The organism is Runella rosea (genome assembly GCF_003325355.1).
Taxonomy (GTDB): Bacteria; Bacteroidota; Bacteroidia; order Cytophagales; family Spirosomataceae; genus Runella; species Runella rosea.
This window is the reverse complement of the sequence record NZ_CP030850.1, coordinates 4,488,801-4,509,593: the sequence shown is the minus strand read 5'-3', so window position 1 is coordinate 4,509,593 and position 20,793 is coordinate 4,488,801. Positions and strand designations below refer to the sequence as shown.

General features: G+C 44.1%; 9 protein-coding genes. All 9 read left to right on the top strand.

Going from position 1 to position 20,793, the window contains the following annotated elements:
• The first annotated feature begins 86 nt into the window (after window positions 1-86).
• The 9 genes from DR864_RS18785 (at window position 87) to DR864_RS18745 (ending at window position 20,713) form a co-directional block, all read left to right on the top strand.
• Window positions 87-2,510: an ABC transporter permease gene (locus DR864_RS18785; protein ID WP_114068404.1), complete on the top strand. Its 2,424-nt coding sequence runs from the start codon at window positions 87-89 to the stop codon at window positions 2,508-2,510.
• 67 nt (window positions 2,511-2,577) lie between these two features.
• Window positions 2,578-4,980 carry an ABC transporter permease gene (locus DR864_RS18780; RefSeq protein WP_114068403.1) on the top strand — a complete coding sequence of 801 codons (2,403 nt, stop codon included), beginning with the start codon at window positions 2,578-2,580 and terminating at the stop codon, window positions 4,978-4,980.
• Window positions 4,981-5,037: 57 nt separating this feature from the next.
• Entirely contained in the window at window positions 5,038-7,419 is a 2,382-nt protein-coding gene (locus DR864_RS18775) for an ABC transporter permease (RefSeq protein WP_114068402.1), read from the top strand.
• A 256-nt stretch (window positions 7,420-7,675) separates the two neighbouring features.
• Window positions 7,676-8,014: a PadR family transcriptional regulator gene (locus DR864_RS18770; RefSeq protein ID WP_114068401.1), complete on the top strand. Its 339-nt coding sequence runs from the start codon at window positions 7,676-7,678 to the stop codon at window positions 8,012-8,014.
• Window positions 8,011-10,662, top strand: coding sequence for an ABC transporter permease (locus tag DR864_RS18765; RefSeq protein WP_229599416.1), 2,652 nt, complete (start codon window positions 8,011-8,013; stop codon window positions 10,660-10,662). Before DR864_RS18770 ends, DR864_RS18765 begins: the two co-directional genes overlap by 4 nt.
• A 312-nt stretch (window positions 10,663-10,974) precedes the next feature.
• Complete coding sequence (locus DR864_RS18760; protein WP_114068400.1) at window positions 10,975-13,356, top strand: ABC transporter permease; 2,382 nt, start codon at window positions 10,975-10,977, stop codon at window positions 13,354-13,356.
• Window positions 13,357-13,431: 75 nt separating this feature from the next.
• Window positions 13,432-15,801 (top strand): ABC transporter permease, encoded by a 2,370-nt coding sequence (locus DR864_RS18755; protein WP_114068399.1) that lies wholly within the window; start codon window positions 13,432-13,434, stop codon window positions 15,799-15,801.
• 53 nt (window positions 15,802-15,854) lie between these two features.
• Entirely contained in the window at window positions 15,855-18,227 is a 2,373-nt protein-coding gene (locus DR864_RS18750) for an ABC transporter permease (RefSeq protein ID WP_114068398.1), read from the top strand.
• 86 nt (window positions 18,228-18,313) lie between these two features.
• Window positions 18,314-20,713: an ABC transporter permease gene (locus DR864_RS18745; protein WP_114068397.1), complete on the top strand. Its 2,400-nt coding sequence runs from the start codon at window positions 18,314-18,316 to the stop codon at window positions 20,711-20,713.
• Window positions 20,714-20,793: the final 80 nt, after the last annotated feature.

Genomic DNA, 20,793 nt, shown 5'->3' with positions numbered 1-20,793 from the left:
AGCTTTTTTGAGCTTTATTGGAGCTGGCAAACAATTTGTCGTACTAGAGCTTAATACGCCTTTGCAACCCTCAATACCGCCCGATCGTGATACGCAATTATCTAAAAATCGCTTTCAGAAATCTACAACGAAATAAGATTTATTCGGCCATTAACATCGGTGGACTAGCTATTGGTATGGCCACTTGTTTGTTGATTACGCTTTATGTCTTAGACGAAATCAGCTACGACCGCTATCATCAAAAAGCCGACAGAATTTATCGGATTGATTTTGATGTCAAGTTTGGTGGGCAAGATAGGTCATTTGCCACTGTTTCGGATGGTATGGGGGCTGCTTTAAAAAACGACTATCCATTCATCGAAACCTTTACCCGATTCAGGCCCATTGATATTTTGGTCAAAAAAGGAAATCAGAATATCCGTGAGTCTATGTCTATGTTTGTTGATAATTCAGTTTTTGAAGTTTTTGATATTCCATTGATTGAAGGCGACGCAAAAACGGCGTTGCAAGAACCATTTACGATAGTTTTAGACGAACAAACTGCTCAAAAATATTTTGGAAAAACACAGGTTTTGGGCATGACAATGACCATTGACGAAAATGCCTATAAAGTAACTGGTGTAATGAAAAATATCCCCGAAAACTCGCATTTCAGGGGCAGAAATATGTTTCTTTCGATGGAAAGTTCGGCAGATAGCAGGGCAAATAACTGGTTGAACAATAATTTTTTTACCTATTTAGTATTCAAAGAAGGTACAAAACCTGAGCAATTACAATCGCAGTTTGATAAAGTTATCAAGAAATACATGATGCCCCAATTTAAGAGTGTAATGGGTATCAAGAGCATAGAAGAATTAGAAAAAGCGGGCAATCGAGTAGCTTTGGGATTGACACCACTGACAGATATTCATCTCCATTCTAACAAATTCTTTGAACTTTCACCAAATAGTAGTATTCAGTATGTTTACATTTTTTCGGCGATTGCTCTTTTTATTTTGTTGATAGCATGTGTCAATTTTATGAATCTTAGCACGGCACGTTCGGTCAATCGGGCAAAAGAGGTGGGCGTACGTAAAGTCATGGGGTCAGTACGTGCGATGCTGATGAATCAGTTTTTGTCAGAATCCATCCTGATGAGCTTAATAGCATTCATATTGGGGCTTGGCATTGCTACTTTGATTTTACCATTTTTCAATGATTTATCAGCCAAAAATCTAAGCCTATCATTCATCAAAAAACCACTTTTACTATCCATATTGTTTAGTTTTGCTGTTTTTATAGGCTTGTTAGCTGGTATTTATCCTGCTCTGTTTTTGTCTTCATTCAAACCAATTAGCGTCCTAAAAGGCAAACTAAGTGCCACTAACAAAGGTGGTTATTTACGAAGTAGCTTGGTTGTTTTTCAGTTTTTTGCCTCAATATTTCTCATCATTTCTACGATTGTGATTTATCGTCAGTTAGATTTTATTCAGAAACAAAACATTGGTTTCAATCGTGAACAAGTCATCGTTATCAACGATACAAATCTATTAGAGAAAGGCTTAGAATCGTTTAAAAACGAATTATTACAAATTTCAGGCATAAAATCGGCGACCATAAGTGCTTTTTTGCCTACACCATCTTACCGAAACAACACCGTTTTTTGGACAGAAGGCCAGCTCGGTGCCGATAATGGTATCTCGATGCAATTCTGGGAAGTAGGCTATGACTACACCGAAACCCTTAAAATGCAGTTTGTAGCTGGACGCGACTTTGATAAAACGATGTCTACGGATTCGTCGGCTATCATCATCAACGAAACCACAGCAAAACAAACAGGCTATAAAAACCCAATCGGTCAAAAATTATACGCTTATGGCAGCAATCTAAAAGACTTGATTCCATATACAATTATTGGAGTGGTCAAAAACTTCAATTATGCATCTCTCCGAGAGAATGTGGCAAGCCTTTCAATGTGCCTTGCCAAAAATCCTTACGGCATGATTTCAGTACGGGTGCAATCCAATGATTTTAAAGAGAGCATTGCCAAAATCGAAGAAAGATGGAAGTTAAGAGCGGGCAGAACACCCCTCAATTATCAATTTTTAGATGATGCCTTCGACAATATGTATCGTACCGAACAACGCATCGGAAAAGTCTTTATCAGTTTTGCGGTTTTAGCGATTCTGATAGCTTGTTTGGGCTTATTTGGTTTAGCCACTTTCACAGCCGAGCAACGTACCAAAGAAATTGGCGTAAGAAAAGTGCTGGGAGCGAGTATTTGGAGCATTGTTCGGTTGCTTTCAAAAGACTTTCTAAAATTGGTTTGCCTTGCCTTTGTGATAGCTTCGCCCTTGGCATACTATGCCATGAGTACGTGGCTGAAAGACTTTGCATTCAGAACCGATATTTCGTTGTGGATTTTTGTCGTATCAGGCACTTCAGCCTTGACAATATCCTTATTAACAGTTAGTTATCAGGCGATAAAAGCGGCATTAATGAATCCAGTAAAGAGTTTGAAAACGGAGTAAATTCAAAGATCTGGGAGGATAGGATTTAGAAAAAAAAATAGCCTCAACCTTCAAATTATGAAAAGCTATGATTCGTAACTACCTTAAAATTGCTCTTAGAAACCTTGCTAAAAATAAGGTCTATTCTTTTATCAATATCGGCGGTTTGGCAGTAGGGATGGCCGTAGCGATGCTGATCGGTTTGTGGATTTATGATGAATTGTCATACGACAAATATCACCAAAACTACGAGCATTTGGCACAGGTGATGCAGCACCAAACTTTCAACGGACATAAAGGAACCGAACGCTCTATTCCGATGCCTTTGGTAACCGAACTCCGCACCAAATACGGCAGTGACTTCAAGCATCTGGCCATGGCCACTTGGGAAGGCAACCGAATTTTAACATTTGGAGAGGCCAAAATCACTCGTTCGGGCAATTATATGGATGTGGATATTCCTAAAATGCTCTCGTTGAAAATGCAGAAAGGAACCTACGATGGCTTGAAAGAACTCAACTCCGTTTTGCTCTCGGCCTCCACCGCCAAGGCACTTTTCGGGAGCATCGACCCGATGGGTAAGTTTATCAAAATTGACAACAAGCTCGACGTAAAAGTGACAGGAATCTATGAGGACTTACCATTTAATACGCAGTTTCGGGAGCTGAACTTTATCGCGCCCTGGAAACTGTACGTTTCTTCCCAAAAATGGGTGCAGCGAGCGCTCGACGAAAATCAGTGGGGCAATAATTCGTTTCAGCTTTATGCCCAAATCGCGGACAATGCCGACATGGACAAATTGAGCGCCAAAATCAAAAATGTCAAATGGGACAAAGTGGATGCCGAGGAGAAGAAATTTAAAGCCGAAATTTTTCTTCAACCCATGCGCGATTGGCACCTGCGCTCCAACTTTGACGAAGGCATCAAAACGGGCGGTTTTATCCAATATGTTTGGCTTTTTGCCATCGTTGGAGCATTTGTATTGCTGCTCGCGTGTATAAATTTTATGAATTTGAGCACGGCCCGCTCCGAAAAACGCGCCAAAGAAGTCGGTATCAGAAAGGCCGTGGGTTCGGTTCGCGCCCAACTCATCAATCAGTTTTTTAGTGAATCCTTTTTGGTAGTGACATTTGCGTTTATCGGAGCCGTGGCGTTCATATTGGCCCTGTTGCCTTGGTTTAACGAAGTCAGCGACAAGAAAATGGTTTTCCCTTGGACAGAACCCACCTTTTGGTTCATCAGCCTTGGCTTCATTTTTATCACGGGTTTGCTAGCAGGAAGCTATCCTGCGTTATACTTATCTTCTTTCCAACCTATCCGAGTGCTAAAAGGCACCTTCAAAGCGGGCCGTTTTGCGGCCGTGCCGCGCAAAGTATTGGTAGTGGTTCAGTTTACGGTTTCTGTCACATTGATTACTGGTACCATCATCGTATACCGCCAGATTCAACACACCAAAAACCGTCCCATGGGCTATGATAACGACGGGCTAATCATGATGCAGATGATGTCGCCTGATTTTTACGGAAAATATGAGGTGCTGCGAACTGAGCTTAAAAACGCGGGTGCCATTGTTGAAATGACCGAATCTTCCAGTCCATTAACCGGCGTTTGGTCCAACAATGGTGGGTTTGACTGGAAAGGCAAAGATCCCAGCCTGCAAGCGGAGTTTGCCACGATTTGGGTCACGCACGATTTTGGAAAAACAGTAGGCTGGCAATTCAAAGACGGACGGGATTTTTCAAGGCAATTTTCGACCGATACGGCGGCTATTGTTATCAATGAAGCCGCCGTCAAATTTATGGGACTTAAAAATCCAGTTGGGACGGTTGTGCAGTGGGGTAGCGGAAAAGAGGCCGAAAAGTTTACCATTGTGGGCGTCATCAAAGATATGCTCATGGAATCTCCCTACGAGCCAGTAAAGCAGACAATCTACTTTATGGGCTACGAAAATGTGAACTGGATGACGCTCAAATTGAACCCCAACAAAAGTGCCTCCGAATCCATCGCCAAGATTGAGGCCACCTTCCGAAAACTCATTCCGTCGGCTCCTTTTGAGTACAAATTTGTCAACGAAGAGTTTGGTAAAAAGTTTGTTTCAGAAGAGCGCATCGGCAAATTGGCGGGTGGCTTTGCCGTATTGGCCGTTCTGATTTCGTGTTTGGGTCTTTTTGGCTTGGCCTCGTTTACCGCCGAACAACGAACCAAAGAAATCGGCGTCCGAAAAGTATTGGGTGCGTCAGTATTCAATTTGTGGGGATTGCTTTCCAAAGATTTTGTGGTTTTGGTCATCATTTCCTGCTTCATCGCTACGCCCATCGCTTATTATTATTTGAACGATTGGTTACAAGACTATAAATACCATACCGAAATCTCTTGGTGGGTTTTTGCGCTGGCCGGCATTGGCGCGTTGGCGATTACGTTGTTGACGGTTAGCTATCAATCCATTAAAGCGGCACTCATGAATCCAGTTAAAAGTTTAAAAACGGAATAAAAAATGAGAATAAGACAAATGCATTTTTTCTATTCTCTATAAAACACTCCTACGTCCATGTTTCGAAACTACCTGAAAATCGCAATCCGAAACCTTGTCAAAAACAAGGTGTATTCTTTCATCAATATTATAGGATTATCAGCTGGAATGGCCGTGGCAATTCTTATCGGCCTATGGATGTGGGATGAATTATCATTCAACAAATATCACCAAAACTACGACCGCATTGTGCGGGTCATGCAACACGTGACCAACAACGGTGAAGTGCAAACGTGGCCCAATACACCGCTTCCTTTAGCCGAAGAACTCCGCAAAAGTTACGGGAGCGACTTTAAGCACGTGACTGTTTCGCAAGATGCATACAGTATTTTGTCTTACGGCGAGAAGAAATTCAGTAAGAAAGGTGCGTATTTCGAACCTCAAATCACCGAAATGCTGACGCTAAAAATGCTAAAAGGGACAAGAAACGGCCTCCAAAATCCCAACGCTATCCTGCTGTCTGAATCGGTCGCCAAGGCATTTTTCGGCGAGGCCGACCCCTTGGATAAAATCATGAGAATAGATAACCAAGCGGATGTAAAAGTAACGGGAGTGTATGAAGATTTGCCTCATAATTCTGAATTTCACGACCTAACGTTTATAGCCCCGTGGCAGCTGTATTACTACAACAATGAGTGGGTTAGAACAATGGCCGACCCATGGCGACCCAATGCGTTTCATATTTATGCTCAACTCATTCCAAACGCTGACGCCGCTACGGTTTCGCACAAAATCAAAGATGCCAAGCTGAACAAAGTCAATAAGGAACTGGCCAAGAAAAAACCAGAAGTTTTCCTGCACCCCATGAGCCAATGGCACCTGTACTCTGACTTTAAGAATGGCTTCAACACGGGCGGAAAAATTCAGTATGTGTGGTTGTTTGGCATCAGCGGCTTATTTGTACTGTTGTTAGCCTGCATCAATTTCATGAATTTGAGCACGGCACGCTCCGAAAAACGCGCCAAAGAAGTAGGCATCCGCAAAGCAGTAGGCTCGGTTCGCGCCCAAATTGTCTACCAGTTCTTTTTTGAATCCCTTTTAATGGTGTTTTGCTCCTTTGGGTTTGCTTTGCTTTTAGCGCAACTCCTTTTACCTTTTTTCAACAGCGTGGCCGACAAAACCATGTCTATTCCGTGGAGCAATCCTTTGTTTTGGGCGACAGGCTTAGGCTTCAGTTTGCTTTGTGGACTGGTGGCAGGCAGCTATCCAGCTTTCTATTTATCCTCCTTTCAGCCCCTAAAAATCTTAAAAGGCACCTTCCGCGCAGGCCGTTGGGCAGCTTTACCACGTAAGGTGCTAGTAACGATACAATTTACGGTTTCGGTGACGTTGATTATCGGGACCATCATTGTATTTCGTCAGGTAAAATTTGCCCAAAATCGCCCGATGGGTTATAACAGCAATGGTTTAGTGGTACTGCCCATGTACACTTCCGAAATTCATACCCATTTTGACGCCGTAAAACGCGATTTGACAAAATCAGGGGCCATTACAGAAATGGCCGAGGCTGGAAGTCCCCCAACGGAGAATTATTCAAGCACCAGCACGATTGAATGGAAAGACAAAGACCCTAATCTATCCGTCGATTTTCAGACAATAGCTATTTCGTTTGACTATGGCAAAACCATCGGCTGGTCGTTCAAAGAAGGGCGTGATTTCTCGAAAGAATTTTCTACCGACTCCTCTGGGTTGATTTTGAACGAAGCAGCCGTAAAATTTATGGGTTTGAAAAATCCAGTAGGCGAAACCATTAAGTGGTACGGAACTTCTAACAAAGTAATCGGCGTGGTGAAAGATATGATTGTACAATCTCCTTTTCAACAGGTAAAACCTTCCATTTACCATTTGGCTCCGTATCCGGGAGGGGTTATCATCGTAAAAATCAATCCTTTGACAAGTGCTGGCAAAGCATTGAGCGAGGTAGAAACGGTTTTCAAAAAATTTAACCCTTCCCAACCGTTTGAATATCAGTTTGTGGATGAGGAATATGCCAAAAAATTTGACAACGAAGAACGAATCGGTAAGCTGGCTACCTTCTTTGCCATTCTCGCCATTTTTATCAGTTGTTTGGGAATATTTGGACTGGCCTCTTTCATTGCCGAACAGCGTACCAAAGAAATCGGTATTCGCAAAGTATTGGGGGCATCGGTGACGAATCTGTGGCAAATGCTCTCCAAAGATTTTGTCATTTTGGTCATCATTTCCTGCGTTATTTCCGCACCCATTGCCTATTATTTTCTACAAGAATGGTTACAAAAATACACCTATCGTACTGAGATTTCAGGATGGATTTTTGCAGTAGCGGGAGTAGGAGCATTGCTTATTACACTCCTGACCGTCAGTTTTCAGGCAATTAAAGCGGCGTTGATGAATCCAGTGAAGAGTTTAAAAACGGAATAAAAAAAAGTGTAGAGGTGAAGGGGCGAAACGGGGTCGCCATTTAGATTTGGATTGTGGTAAAGACAAAATACCATTTCTCTTTTATGGTCTGACCTTCCACCCTGTGTTAATAAAATTCCCTGTCCACTGCGGGACAATGTTTGTCCGTAAACGGACAGATTATACTTAACAAAACGCCTTCAATCGCTCTTGAAGGCGTTTTTTATATCTTGGCAAACTATTTGTACGATAAAATAGAAACTAATACCCTAAAGCTATGCGTCGCACTTATTTAGGTGAATTTGAAGAAGTGGTTTTACTCATGGTGGCCATCCTCGACGGCGAAGCCTACGGCGTTACAGTCAGTCAAGCGTTGGAGGAGCATACAGGTCGGATTGTGACTTTTGGCACCGTGCACAATACACTTATTCGTCTGGAAGAAAAAGGGTTTGTGAGTTCTCAACTCGGCGGGGCCACCAATGAACGCGGCGGACGACGCAAGCGGATATTTCAAGCAACCGCTTTAGGAAATCGTGCTTTGCAGGAAATTCAACAACTCCGTCACGAACTCTGGCAAATGATGCCTCCCACCAAACTTAGGCTTACTGGACTATGAAAGCAAATGAGCTCCATCCTCCACACTGGCCCCGACGCGTTTTGCGGTGGTTTCATCCCGAAGAGACCCTCGAAGAAGTCGAAGGTGATTTAGATGAACTATACGCCTATTGGTATCAGCGAGCGGGAAAACAACAGGCAACCTGGCGCTATCTGCTCAATGTGCTCTCGGTACTGCCTCCTTTTGTAAAGCAACGTCAACGAAAAAATAAATACCATCAGCCATCCTTAATTCAGCCATCAATGTTTCGCAACTACCTAACCATCACCCTCCGCACTTTAGCGCACAACAAGGTGTATTCAGCCATCAATGTCATTGGCTTGAGCATCGGTTTGGCGGCCGCCATGCTGATCATGCTTTATACCAAAGATGAGGTCAGTTTTGACCAATTTCATGCCAATAACCCGCATATTTACCGGATAACAAGCAAATCCATTACGCCCGAAGGTGCAGAAAACGTTGACGGTAATACCGGACATTTCCAAGGCCCCAAGTTCAGCGCTGGCGTTCCGGAAATACGCGCTTTTGTGCGTTACAAAGCCGACCGCAGGGATATTAAGAAGGGAACAGAAGTCAAAAGCTATGAATCTTTTGTCGCCGACAGCAGTTTCTTTTCTATTTTCTCGTTTCCGTTGAGAAGCGGCAATCCCAAAACGGCGCTCAACGCACCTAAATCAGTGGTGATTTCAGAAAAAATGGCCGAACAACATTTCGGAACAACAGAGGCTTTAGGAAAAACCCTCCTCGTAAAAGATTCCTTTGGCGAAGGAAACCAATTTGAGCCTTATACCGTGACCGGCGTTTCTAAAAATTGCCCCCAAAACTCCTCTATCAAATTTGATGTGCTTTTTCCCAACGTGGTGAGTAAGCAAGAAATAGAGAGCAACGAAAACTGGTTCAATGTTTTTCAGAACACCTTTGTCGTGCTTCAACCCACTGCCGATCTTAAAAAGGTCGAAGCGACCATGAACCGAATTTACCTGGCCGATGCTAAGGAAGCCATCAAGATGATGGCCGAGAAATACGGGGATAAAAACAAAGTCGTTTATGCATTTCAGCCTTTTACGGACATGCACTTGAGCAAAGATTTGCCGGCCCAAAATGGTCTGCAAGACAGCAGTAATCCCATGTTTTCGTACATTCTAAGCGGAATTGCACTTTTCATCTTACTGATTGCCTGCATCAATTTCGTGAATCTGACCGTAGCACGTTCGCTGAAACGGGCCAAAGAAATCGGCGTGCGTAAAGTAGTGGGCGGCGGCCGGGGTCAGTTGATTATGCAATTTTTGGGCGAGTCGTTTATTCTGTGTTTTGCCGCTTTTGCTTTTGCGCTGGCCTTGCTACAACTGGTATTACCCATCTTCAACGAGCTTTCCAACAAAGCCCTTTCATTTTCGTACCTGTTTGATTTCGAGTTGGTTTTGGGTTATATTGGCCTATTTATCGCCACGGGTTTATTGGCCGGTTTTTATCCTGCGCTGGTTTTATCCAATTACAGTCCAGTGCAAACCCTCTACAGCCGCTTCAATCTTTCGGGAAAAAATTACCTTCAAAAAGGATTGGTCGTGCTCCAGTTTTCACTGGCTTCGTTTTTGACCATTGCAACCCTGACGATTTATTCCCAGTTCAACTACCTGACCAACAAACACTTGGGATACAACGACAAAAATATAATCACGATTGGCAAATCACACATGAGCCGCAACGAGGCAAAACTGTTAAAAGAAGAATTATTGAAAAGCCCCCATATCGTTGATGTCGCTCCTAAAAACGGAGGTAGTTGGGGCACCATAGCCAAAGTAAACGGCGAAACCCAGCAGAGCTTTGCGTATGAAACCGTGGATGCCACTTATTTCCCACTGCTACAAATTCCGATCCTCAAAGGGCGCAATTTCTCGGCTGATTTTCCTTCAGATTCCACCAAAGCAGTATTGGTCAATGAAACATTCGTTAAAAAAGTCGGTTGGAAAAAACCCCTCGGACAAGTGGTCAACTTTTGGTACAACGAAGGAGAGAAATATACCGTTATAGGCGTCGTCAAAGACCATCACTTTGAGCCATTGAACGCCGAAATCAAACCGCAATTGTTCACCATGAAACCCAGTAATCTCTATGGAAAAGTATTCATCAAAATCAAACCCGGAACAGAAACCGCAAGTTTGAGACACTTGGAAAAAACTTACAAAAAGCTGTTTCCCATTAACCCCTACGAATACACATTCATGGATGAGGAAAACATCAAACGGTACGAAGCAGAAGCCAAGTGGAAACAAATCATGCTATTTGGCGCGATTTTGACCATTTTTATTTCATGCATAGGTCTGTTTGGACTGGCTACGCTTTCGGCAGAGCGGCGCACCAAAGAAATCGGAATCCGCAAAGTATTGGGAGCCTCAGTGGCGAGCATCACAACATTGCTTTCGGCCGACTTTCTGAAACTCGTCAGTTTTTCCTTTATTTTCGCTTTTCCTGCCGCTTATTTTGCCATCAAAGAATGGTTGCAAAATTATCCCTATCGCATTGACATCAGCGCGTGGACGTTTGCCATTGCGGCGGTTTTGTCTATTCTGATTGCTTTCTTTACCGTTAGTTTTCAATCCATTCGAGCAGCCATGAGCAATCCAGTGAAATCACTGAAAACGGAGTAAAATAAAGAAAGGCGTAAAAGGAGAACAGAACACGGATTTCTTTCTCCTTTGCCCCAATATCTCAAATTCAGCACTACGGGGCTAACCTGCTACCATAAAAACCTTCGTTTACGGCAATTAACCAGCCCATCAGCATTCTTTTATCGGGAATAAGTGAGGTAGCTTTTAAGAGTGTTCATCTCCGAACAACAAATGTCCATTTTCGGACATTCGTTTAAATATACAATTTTATAAACACCTTAAAATCAACCATTTTACTACATGGCATAAAGTATGCAGTTAAATAAATAAACCTTTTTAACATATTCTTCCATGCTACGCAATTACCTGAAAATCGCGCTACGAACGCTTTGGAAAAATCGCCTCTTTACGGGCATCAACATCGTGGGAATGTCGGTGGGCATGGCTTGCGTAGTGGTTTTGGTGCTGTTTGCCCAAAAATGCCTAACGTTTGATACATTTCACGAAAAAAGTAATCGCATTTATTACGTTCAAACCGAATCCTCCAACGGCCAAAAATACGGGCAAACCGTCTACCCTATTTTGGATCAATTGCTGAAGGATTATCCCGAAATCGAAACGGGTACCCACATTCAGACGTGGTACCGGCCGTGGATTCATTACGGCACCAAAGATGTGCAAGAGAGCACCGTTTTTGTGGACTCCACTTTCTTTCAGGTGTTTAGCTTTCCGCTCAAATACGGCAACGCCGCTACTGCGCTCAAAGACCGAAATGCCCTGATAGTAAGCGAAAAGATAGCCCAAAATCTTTTTGGCGATATCGACCCCGTGGGCAAGAACGTTACCCTCGATGATACCGTTCAATTCAAGATTTCGGGGGTATTGGCCGAGATTCCCGCCAATTCTTCGCAGCAGTTTGACGTATTGATGCCCGCAACCACCCTTACTTCTCTACCGGGGTTTAAGAGCAATGCCGACTGGTACAATACCTTTGCGCCCGTGTTTGTGTTGCTCAAAAAAGGGGCCAACAAAGACGCGCTAGAAGCTAAATTACCCCAATTGGTCAAAACGCATTTTGCGCCCGAATCCCGAAAACAAGTCTTACGCCTCAGCGCGTTCAAAAATTTTATTCATGACCAAAACCCGACATTCAAAGGGCTGATTTACGGAGCCATTGCCATTGCGGTTTTTCTGTTGTTAATCATCAGCATTAACCTCATCAATCTCACTATGGCTTCGGCATTGCCACGCATCAAAGAGGTAGCCGTGAAGCAGGTAGCAGGAGCGAGCAAACGCATCATTCTGAAGCAATTCTGGACCGAATCGGGCATTGTGATGTTGATTTCATCGTTTTTAGCCTTGCTTTTTGCGATTTATTTTCTGATTCCGTCTTTCAATCAGCTCCGCGACGGGCGCATGCAATTGGATATTTCTTTCGGCAGTGATTACCCTACCATTTTAACCGTTTTCGGCATTTCACTGTTGATTGCCTTCATTGCGGGTACCTATCCTGCCTATTACCTTATGAGCCTAAAAACGGCCGAGGCAGTAAAAGGAAAAATTTCCGCTGACCCACGCCAGGGCCGTCTGCGTCAAAACAGTCTCATTGTCTTGCAATTTGCCCTAGCCGTCGTGCTCATTGTGGCAACCATTGGGTTACGCCAACAAATCAATTTTATGAAAACCGCCGATGTTGGTTACGACAAAAGCAACGTGCTTGTTTTTAACACCGATTTGGCCTATCGCAACGAAAATGCGGCGCTTTCGGAGGGAAGAGCGATATTGGACGCACTGCGCCAAAACCCTCATGTGGTGTCGTTTACGGCCTCCGAACTTACGCCCGTACAGTATTGGCAAAATTTCAATAACTATTTTCCCGAAGGCAACGAGGCAAAAAAGGTCATCTTACGCCACGTGAGCGGTACTGCTGGCTACTTTGAAACGTTCAAGATTCCGTTTATTGAAGGTCGTGGATTTTTGGACAATTCGGCCGATTCTGTCAATCACTCCGTCGTCATCAACGAAGCAGCCATGAAAGCCTTTGGTTGGACGAGTGCCGTGGGCAAACGCTTACGTCAAAACAACAACGACCAGATTTATACGGTGATTGGTGTGACCAAAAATTTTCATTACCAAAGTCTCAAAGATGATGTTGAGCCACTCCTGCATTGGTACGCGGGCAAACAGCAACTCAGTAGCTTTTTAAGCGTACGCCTCACCGACGAATCCAAAGGTAAAGACCTCATAAGCAATCTCGAAGCCCGTTTTAAAAAGATTCCAGCAAGGCGAACATTGAATCATTTTTACCTCAGCGATGAAGTGGCCAAATCTTACCAAGCCATCGACAACATCTGGCGCATGACCAGTTTTGTAACGATTCTCGCCATTTTGATTGCCTGTGCGGGGATTTTTGGGTTGATTTCGCTCGTGGCCAAACAGCGCACCAAAGAAATTGGGGTTCGGAAAGTACTGGGCGCGAGTATCAGCAGCATTGCCACCATGCTTTCGGGAGATTTCTTAAAACTCGTCGGCCTTGCGCTACTCATTGGGCTACCCATTTCGTATTGGTTAGGACACAAATTACTCCAGACCTTTGCCTACCGCACCGAAATCAAGTGGTGGTATCTGGCGTTGGCCGCTGTTGTTGCGTTGGGGATTGCGCTGTTTTCGGTCAGTTTTCAAGCCATCAAAGCAGCTCTAAACAATCCTGTAGAAAGTTTAAAAACCGAATAAAATTTGAAACGCAGATGTACGCTCCGTTTTTCTTTCCCATTTCAGTTATAACGTTTTTCAACAAAACAGACAGCCATGATACGTAACTATTTTAAAATTGCCTGGCGAAACATCGCCCACAACCGCACTTTTTTGGCCATCAACATTCTCGGTCTTGCGCTCGGAATGGCCTGTAGTCTACTTATTTTGCTCTGGGTACAGGACGAACTGAAAATGGATGCCTTCCACGCCAATGGACCACAGTTGTACCACGTAATGGAGCGCCAATACTACGACGGAAAAGTTGATGCCGCCCCTAGTACACCCGCCTTACTTGCCGACGAACTCAAGAAACAGTTTCCCGAAATCGTCCACGCAGCGGGGTTGTCGTGGGAAAGTACCCACACTTTTTTGGTCGGCGAAAAGCTCAACAAAGAAAAGGGGCGTTTTGCGGGGGCAGATTGGTTTAAAATGTTTAGTCTACCACTGCTTGAGGGTTCGGCCCAAACCGCCCTCAATGGACCGTCAAACATTGCTATTTCGCGCAAAATGGCGCAAAATTATTTCGGAAGCCCGCAAGCAGCTGTGGGTAAGAGTATTCGAATTGACAACAAAGCAGATTATTTGGTCACGGCCGTGTTTGAAGATTTGCCCCAACACAGCTCCGAAAAATATGATTTCCTGCTCACTTGGGATGATTTCATCAGGCGAAACGAATGGATTAAAGACTGGGGCAACAACGCTACCGCCACCCGAATCCAGCTACGCCCCGATGCCAAATCCGAGGTAGTAGAGGCCAAAATGAAGTCTTTTCTGAAGAAGCACAACCCCCATTTAGTTGGTCAAAATATTGATATTCAACTGTTTTTACAACCTTATCAGGATGCCTACCTCTATTCAAATTTCAAAGATGGGTATCAGGATGGAGGACGCATTGAGTACGTTCGGCTGTTTGGCATTGTGGCCGTTTTTATCCTGTTGATTGCCTGTATCAATTTTATGAACCTTGCCACGGCCCGTTCACTCAAACGCGCCCGCGAAGTGGGCGTACGCAAAGTAGTGGGAGCAGTACGAGGTATATTGATTGGTCAGTTTGTAGGCGAAGCATTGCTCCTGACGGCAATGGCGCTGATTGTCGGAGTTACTTTATCGGGCCTGCTGTTACCTACTTTTAATACATTGACCGAAAAAAATATTCAGTTACCTTTTCACCAACTATCATTTTGGGGAACGCTCTTTGGCCTGATTTTCCTGACTGGAATCGTGGCAGGAAGCTATCCAGCGCTATTTTTATCATCACTGAATCCAATTCGAGTACTCAAAGGCTCTGTCACCTTCGGGGCGGGGGCCCGCCTATTCCGCCAAGGCTTGGTGGTATTTCAGTTTGTGCTATCGATGTTGCTCATCATCGGAACCATTGTTGTGTATCGACAACTTGACTTCATTCAAACCAAAAATTTAGGCTATGACCGGGAGAATCTGATTTATTTATCGTCGGAGGGAGACTTACCTAAAAAGTATGAAGCGTTTAAACAGCAACTTCTTCAAAGCCAAGGTATTCAGAGCATTACCTTCATGGATGGCACACCTACCAATACCTTTGGCAGTACTAACAATGTAAAATGGCCCACCAAAGACCCCAACTCCAGCGTCAGTTTTCAGTTTTCTACCGTTGATTATGATTTTTCCAAAACCTTGAATGTAAAATTGAAAGGACGCGATTTTGGGAAAGATTTTGGCATGGATTCCGTGAGTTATTTGATTAACGAGGCCGCCGCCCGTCGGATTGGCTACCAAGACCCCATCGGCAAGCCACTGACTTTGTGGAACAAACCAGGCACCATCGTGGGCGTATTGGAAGATTTTCACCAAAATTCAATGCACGTAGCCATCGAACCGATGATTGTCAAACTCAGCCGTGACGCATCCAACAAAAACATCATTGTCAGAACTCAGCCAGGCCAAACCAAACAGGCGCTGGCAAGCATTGAAAAAACGTGGCGTGAACTGAATCCGAAATTTCCGTTTACGTATCAGTTTGCCGATCAGCAGTTTCAGAATCTATACCGCAGCGAAATGACCATCGGCTCATTGACAAATTACTTTGCTTTTTTAGCCATTTTTATTTCCTGCCTCGGGCTGTTTGGACTCGCTACCTTTACGGCTGAACAACGCACCAAAGAAATCGGTGTTCGTAAAGTATTGGGAGCATCGGTGTTGAATGTTACGGCACTGTTGTCCAGAGATTTTCTCAAATTGGTAATCATTTCCATCGTCATTGCTTCGCCATTGGCTTCATGGCTCATGGATAAGTGGCTGCAAAACTTTGCCTATAAAACCACCGTAGATTGGTGGATTTTTGCACTTTCTGGCGCATTAGCCATCTTAATTGCACTCCTGACGGTGAGTTTTCAAAGCATCAGAGCCGCCTTGATGAACCCTGTGAAGAGTTTGAAAACCGACTAAACGAAGTGTGTCGTAACGGTAAATTTCCAACAACCTCTTTATACAGCCCGACCATGATACGCAACTATTTTAAAATCGCTTTTCGTAACCTGCTGAAACACAAAGGCTACTCCTTTATCAACATTTTCGGTTTAGCTACTGGCATGGCCGTGGCAATGCTCATTGGCTTGTGGGTTTGGGATGAACTGTCGTTCAATAAAAGTCACAAAAACTATGACCGCATTGCTCAGGTATGGCAATTTGTGAATTTTGACGGCACCATTTCCTCCTACAATTCCGTGCCTATTCCGATGGCGGAAGAGCTTCGCGCACATTACCCTGATTTTCAGGCTACCAGCGTTTCAACGTATACCCGCGACGTGATTCTGGCGGCGGGCGATAAGAAATTGACCAAAAGCGGCAATTACGTACAGCCAGATTTTATTGATATAATGTCATTTAAAATGCTCGCTGGCAGCCGTGACGGATTGAACGACATTCACTCTATTTTGCTTTCAGAGTCGTTGGCCAAAGCCTTTTTTGGTTCCGAAAACCCCTTGAATAAAATCATTAGAATGGGGAATAAAACTGACGTAAAAGTAACGGGCATCTATGAAGACATGCCCTATAACAGTGCCTTCCGGGAAGTACTTTTTCTGGCCCCGTGGGAGTTGTTTGTTGCCAATGATAATTACGCAAAAAAAGCATCAGATCAGTGGGATGAAAACTCTTTTCAACTATTTGTTCAATTGAAAGAAGGCCCCAGTGTGGAATCCGCCTCTACCAAAATCAAAGACATACGGATGAAAAGAGCAAACCCGCCCAAATACAAACCAGCTTTTTTTCTGCATCCGATGAACCAATGGCATTTGTACACCGATTTTAAAGATGGCAAAAACGCCGGTGGAATCGTTTACTTTGTTTGGCTTTTCGGTATTATCGGGGTGTTTGTGTTGCTGCTGGCCTGTATCAATTTTATGAATCTGAGTACTGCCCGCTCCGAAAAACGCGCCAAAGAAGTCGGAATTCGCAAAGCGGTGGGTTCGGTTCGCGGGCAGTTGGTGTTCCAATTTTTGAGCGAATCGTTGGTCATTACCCTCATTGCTTTTGTTGTAGCTTTGATTTTTACCCAACTTGCCCTTCCGCTTTTCAATGAAATCGCCGATAAAAGGGTGGCTATTCTGTGGTCAAACCCCTTATTTTGGCTCTTTGGGCTCGGTTTCAGTATACTCACTGGCTTGATTGCTGGCAGCTATCCAGCCCTCTATTTATCTTCTTTTCAACCCATTAAAGTGTTAAAGGGCACTTTTAAAGTATCTCGCTTTGCTTCTGTTCCCCGAAAGGCGTTGGTAGTTTTCCAATTTACGGTTTCCATCACCTTAATGATTGGCATTATTACCGTTTTTCGCCAAATCCAACACGCCAAAAATCGCCCTGCGGGCTACGAGCAAAGCCGATTGATTGAAATCAACATGAATACCCCCGAACTCCACGGTCATTATGAAGCCATGCGCAATGATTTGCTCAATACAGGTGCAGTAGCGGGATTCTCTGAGTCAGAAGGGTCAATCACAAGTCAATACGGAGGAACGACTAATGTTTCCTGGAAAGGCAAGTCTCCTGATTCTCAGCCTTTGCTCAATTCCAACCGAATAACCCATGATTATGGCAAAACGGTAGGCTGGCAAGTGATTCAGGGGCGCGATTTTTCCAAAGATTTCTCCACGGATTCATCCGCGATGATTATCAACGAAGCCGCCTTACAACTCATGGGCTTCAAAAACCCCATCGGCGAAATGGTGCAGAATAACAAAGTCTATAAGGTAATCGGCGTGGTTAAAAACATGATTCGTCAATCCCCTTTTGAGCCAGTAAGCCCATCCTTTTTTACCATCAACTACGGCTCAGTCAACGTCATTAATCTTAAACTTACTCCACAATTGGGTACAAGTGAAGCCCTTGACAAAGTGGCCGGCGTTTTCAAAAAATACAATCCGAATGCCCCATTTGAGTACCAATTTGTAGACGAGGTCTACGGACGTAAATTCAGCGATGAAGAGCGTATCGGAAAATTGGCGGCCTTCTTTGCCATTCTAGCCATTTTTATTTCGTGTTTAGGCCTGTTTGGGTTGGCTTCCTTTGTAGCCGAACAGCGCACCAAAGAAATCGGTATTCGTAAAGTATTGGGAGCCACCATCGCCGGCCTTTGGCAAATGCTCTCCAAAGATTTTGTGCTGTTGGTCTTGATTTCCTGTTTTATTGCCGCTCCCATTGCCTATTATTTCCTGAATAATTGGTTGCAGCATTACGATTACCGCACCGAAATGTCCTGGTGGATATTTGCCGCCGCAGGCTTAAGCTCTATCATTATCGCTTTGATGACCGTCAGTTACCAAGCCATCAAAGCGGCTTTGATGAATCCAGTCAAATCATTGAAGACTGATTAGGGGCTCAAGCATCTTAACATTTTTTAACGGTACGCTCTTTTCATTCTTCTGTACCTTGTAACGACAATTCGTTACAGCTTACAACAATGCTCAGAAACTACCTCAAAATCGCCCTGCGAAATCTCCGCGCCAAGCGGGCATATACAACGTTGAACATCATTGGCCTGTCGGTCGGTATGGCAAGTGGTTTACTTATTTTTTTGTTTATAAGTCACCATTTGATTACTGACCGACACCATCGAAAATTTGACCGTATCTACCGAATCGTCACCGACCTGCATCTGGAAGATGGTTCGGTAGAATACTACCCAGAAGCACCGTTGCCAATGGCTAAGGCCTTTCGAACCGACTATTCGCAAATAGAGCAGGCTGCCTACCTAAAAATGAACCGTGAGCTGACGGTCAGCGTGCCCCTCCCCAACCAATCGACCCCAAAACGCTTTTTGGAACTCAATACCACTGCCCTCGTCGAAGGTGAATTGTTTGATATTCTGGATTATCAATGGCTCCAGGGCAAACCAAAAACAGCCCTCCGCGAACCCAACACAGTGGTAATTACCGAATCGTTGGCAAAAAAATATTTCGGCAATTTGGACCCAATGGGTCGGACAATCAACTTAAATAATTTAGCAGAAGCCAAAATAACTGGCGTTTTGGCTGACCCGCCCAAAACAACCAACACCGACATTCAACTGTTCATTTCCATCGCTACTTTACCACGTCTTATTCCTGATTTTGACGTCAATGATTGGTGGTCATTAAATTCGACAGACCGAATTTATCTTACCCTCAAAAATCCACTTTCTGCCGCTGAGTTGGAAGCCTCTCTGCCAGCCCTGTCCAAAAAGCATTTTGGCGAAAATGCCTCCGTTTTTCAATTTCATGTACAACCACTGGCCGATGTTCATTTTGACGTACAACGCCTCGGAGGAAGCCCAGCTGTCAGGCCTTCGTTACTTTGGTCATTGGGCGCGATTGGTCTGTTTTTGATTCTGATTGCATGTATCAACTTTATCAATCTGGCCACGGCCCAGGCGCTCAGCCGAGGCAAAGAAATCGGAATTCGTAAGGCGCTCGGCAGTTCCAAGCGTCAGGTTATGCTTCATTTTTTGCTGGAAACAGCCCTTATCGTACTGGCATCGGCCATATTTGCGGTGATTCTTACCTTTATTTTTATTCCGATATTCAATCAATGGTTGCCCAAAGGCCCGATGTTTCAACTTACTCCCCAAGCCATCGGATTTTTGCTTTTGCTGGTGGCGATTGTTACGGTATTGGCTGGCGGTTACCCTTCTTTTGTTTTGTCAGGCTTTAGTCCGTGGGCTGCGCTGAAAGGAAGATTGATTCAATCGAAGACGAATTTATCCTTGCGAAAACTGCTGATTGTCTTTCAATTTATTATTTGTCAGGCGCTTTTAGTAGCCACTTTGGTCGTCACCCGTCAAGTCCGTTATTTACACGAATCAGAATTGGGTTTCAAAAAAGACAATGTCTTAGTTATCAATTTACCTGACGCCTCAAAAACAGCTTTTGAGGCGTTTCGGAATGACTTACGCCAATTACCTTCCATAAAATCAGTGAGTGCCTCCTACCGCCCACCAGCAGCGACAGTCATGAACGGTGGCTCGTTCAAATTCGGGAGCAAAACCACTTGGGAGGCGTTTCCGATTCGGGAACGCCTAGCCGATTCGGAGTATTTGGAAACCTATGGTTTACACTTGGTTACGGGACGAAACATTACGCCATCCGACACTATCCGGGAATATTTGGTCAATGAAGCTTTGCTCAAAAAACTCAACATTCAGGACCCGCAACAGATTTTGGGCCGTAAAATGGAAACCTATCTGTCGCCCGTGGCTTTGCCCATCGTGGGCGTAGTCAAAGATTTCCATCTGCGCTCGCTGCACGAACCGATTCAACCCTGTTTTATTTCCACTCAAACGGAAAGATACAAAAAAATAGGAGTTAAGATTTCGGGCAACAATCCCGAAAAAACACTACTATTTATTGAACAATCTTGGCAAAAGCGCTATCCTAATGAGGTATTTACCTACGAATATTTAGACGAGCAATTGGCCAATTTCTACCAAACCGAAACGTTGGTTTTTCAGGTGTCCGTTGTTTTTGCAGGCATCGCCATTTTAATTAGCTGCCTTGGTCTGTACGGAGTGGTACTGTTTACCACAACACAACGTACTAAAGAAATCGGTATTCGTAAAGTACTTGGTGCTTCTGTGGCGGGCATTATTTCACTACTTGCCAAGGATTTTCTCAAATTGGTAACCCTTGCCATTGTCATTGCGTCGCCCTTGGCTTGGTATGCCATGAATCAATGGTTGCAAGATTTTGCGTATCATATTCAGATTAAGTGGTGGATGATTGGGTTGGCAGGCAGCATGTCTATCCTAATCACCCTCCTGACGGTGAGTTTTCAAAGCATTAAAGCCGCGCTGATGAATCCCGTGAAGAGTTTGAAGGTGGAATAAAAGTAATGGGCAAAAGGGAATAGCTGATTTATTTCCTTTTGCCCATTTTCAGTATGATTTTCTCTTCTGTTGGCTTCTTT

What these genes read in the sequence shown, in the direction of transcription:
- DR864_RS18750 (WP_114068398.1), top strand. Translation starts at nt 15,855, where the DNA reads ATGATACGCAACTATTTTAAAATCGCTTTTCGTAACCTGCTGAAACAC.
- DR864_RS18780 (WP_114068403.1), top strand. Translation starts at nt 2,578, where the DNA reads ATGATTCGTAACTACCTTAAAATTGCTCTTAGAAACCTTGCTAAAAAT.
- DR864_RS18775 (WP_114068402.1), top strand. Translation starts at nt 5,038, where the DNA reads ATGTTTCGAAACTACCTGAAAATCGCAATCCGAAACCTTGTCAAAAAC.
- DR864_RS18765 (WP_229599416.1), top strand. Translation starts at nt 8,011, where the DNA reads ATGAAAGCAAATGAGCTCCATCCTCCACACTGGCCCCGACGCGTTTTG.
- DR864_RS18770 (WP_114068401.1), top strand. Translation starts at nt 7,676, where the DNA reads ATGCGTCGCACTTATTTAGGTGAATTTGAAGAAGTGGTTTTACTCATG.
- DR864_RS18745 (WP_114068397.1), top strand. Translation starts at nt 18,314, where the DNA reads ATGCTCAGAAACTACCTCAAAATCGCCCTGCGAAATCTCCGCGCCAAG.
- DR864_RS18755 (WP_114068399.1), top strand. Translation starts at nt 13,432, where the DNA reads ATGATACGTAACTATTTTAAAATTGCCTGGCGAAACATCGCCCACAAC.
- DR864_RS18760 (WP_114068400.1), top strand. Translation starts at nt 10,975, where the DNA reads ATGCTACGCAATTACCTGAAAATCGCGCTACGAACGCTTTGGAAAAAT.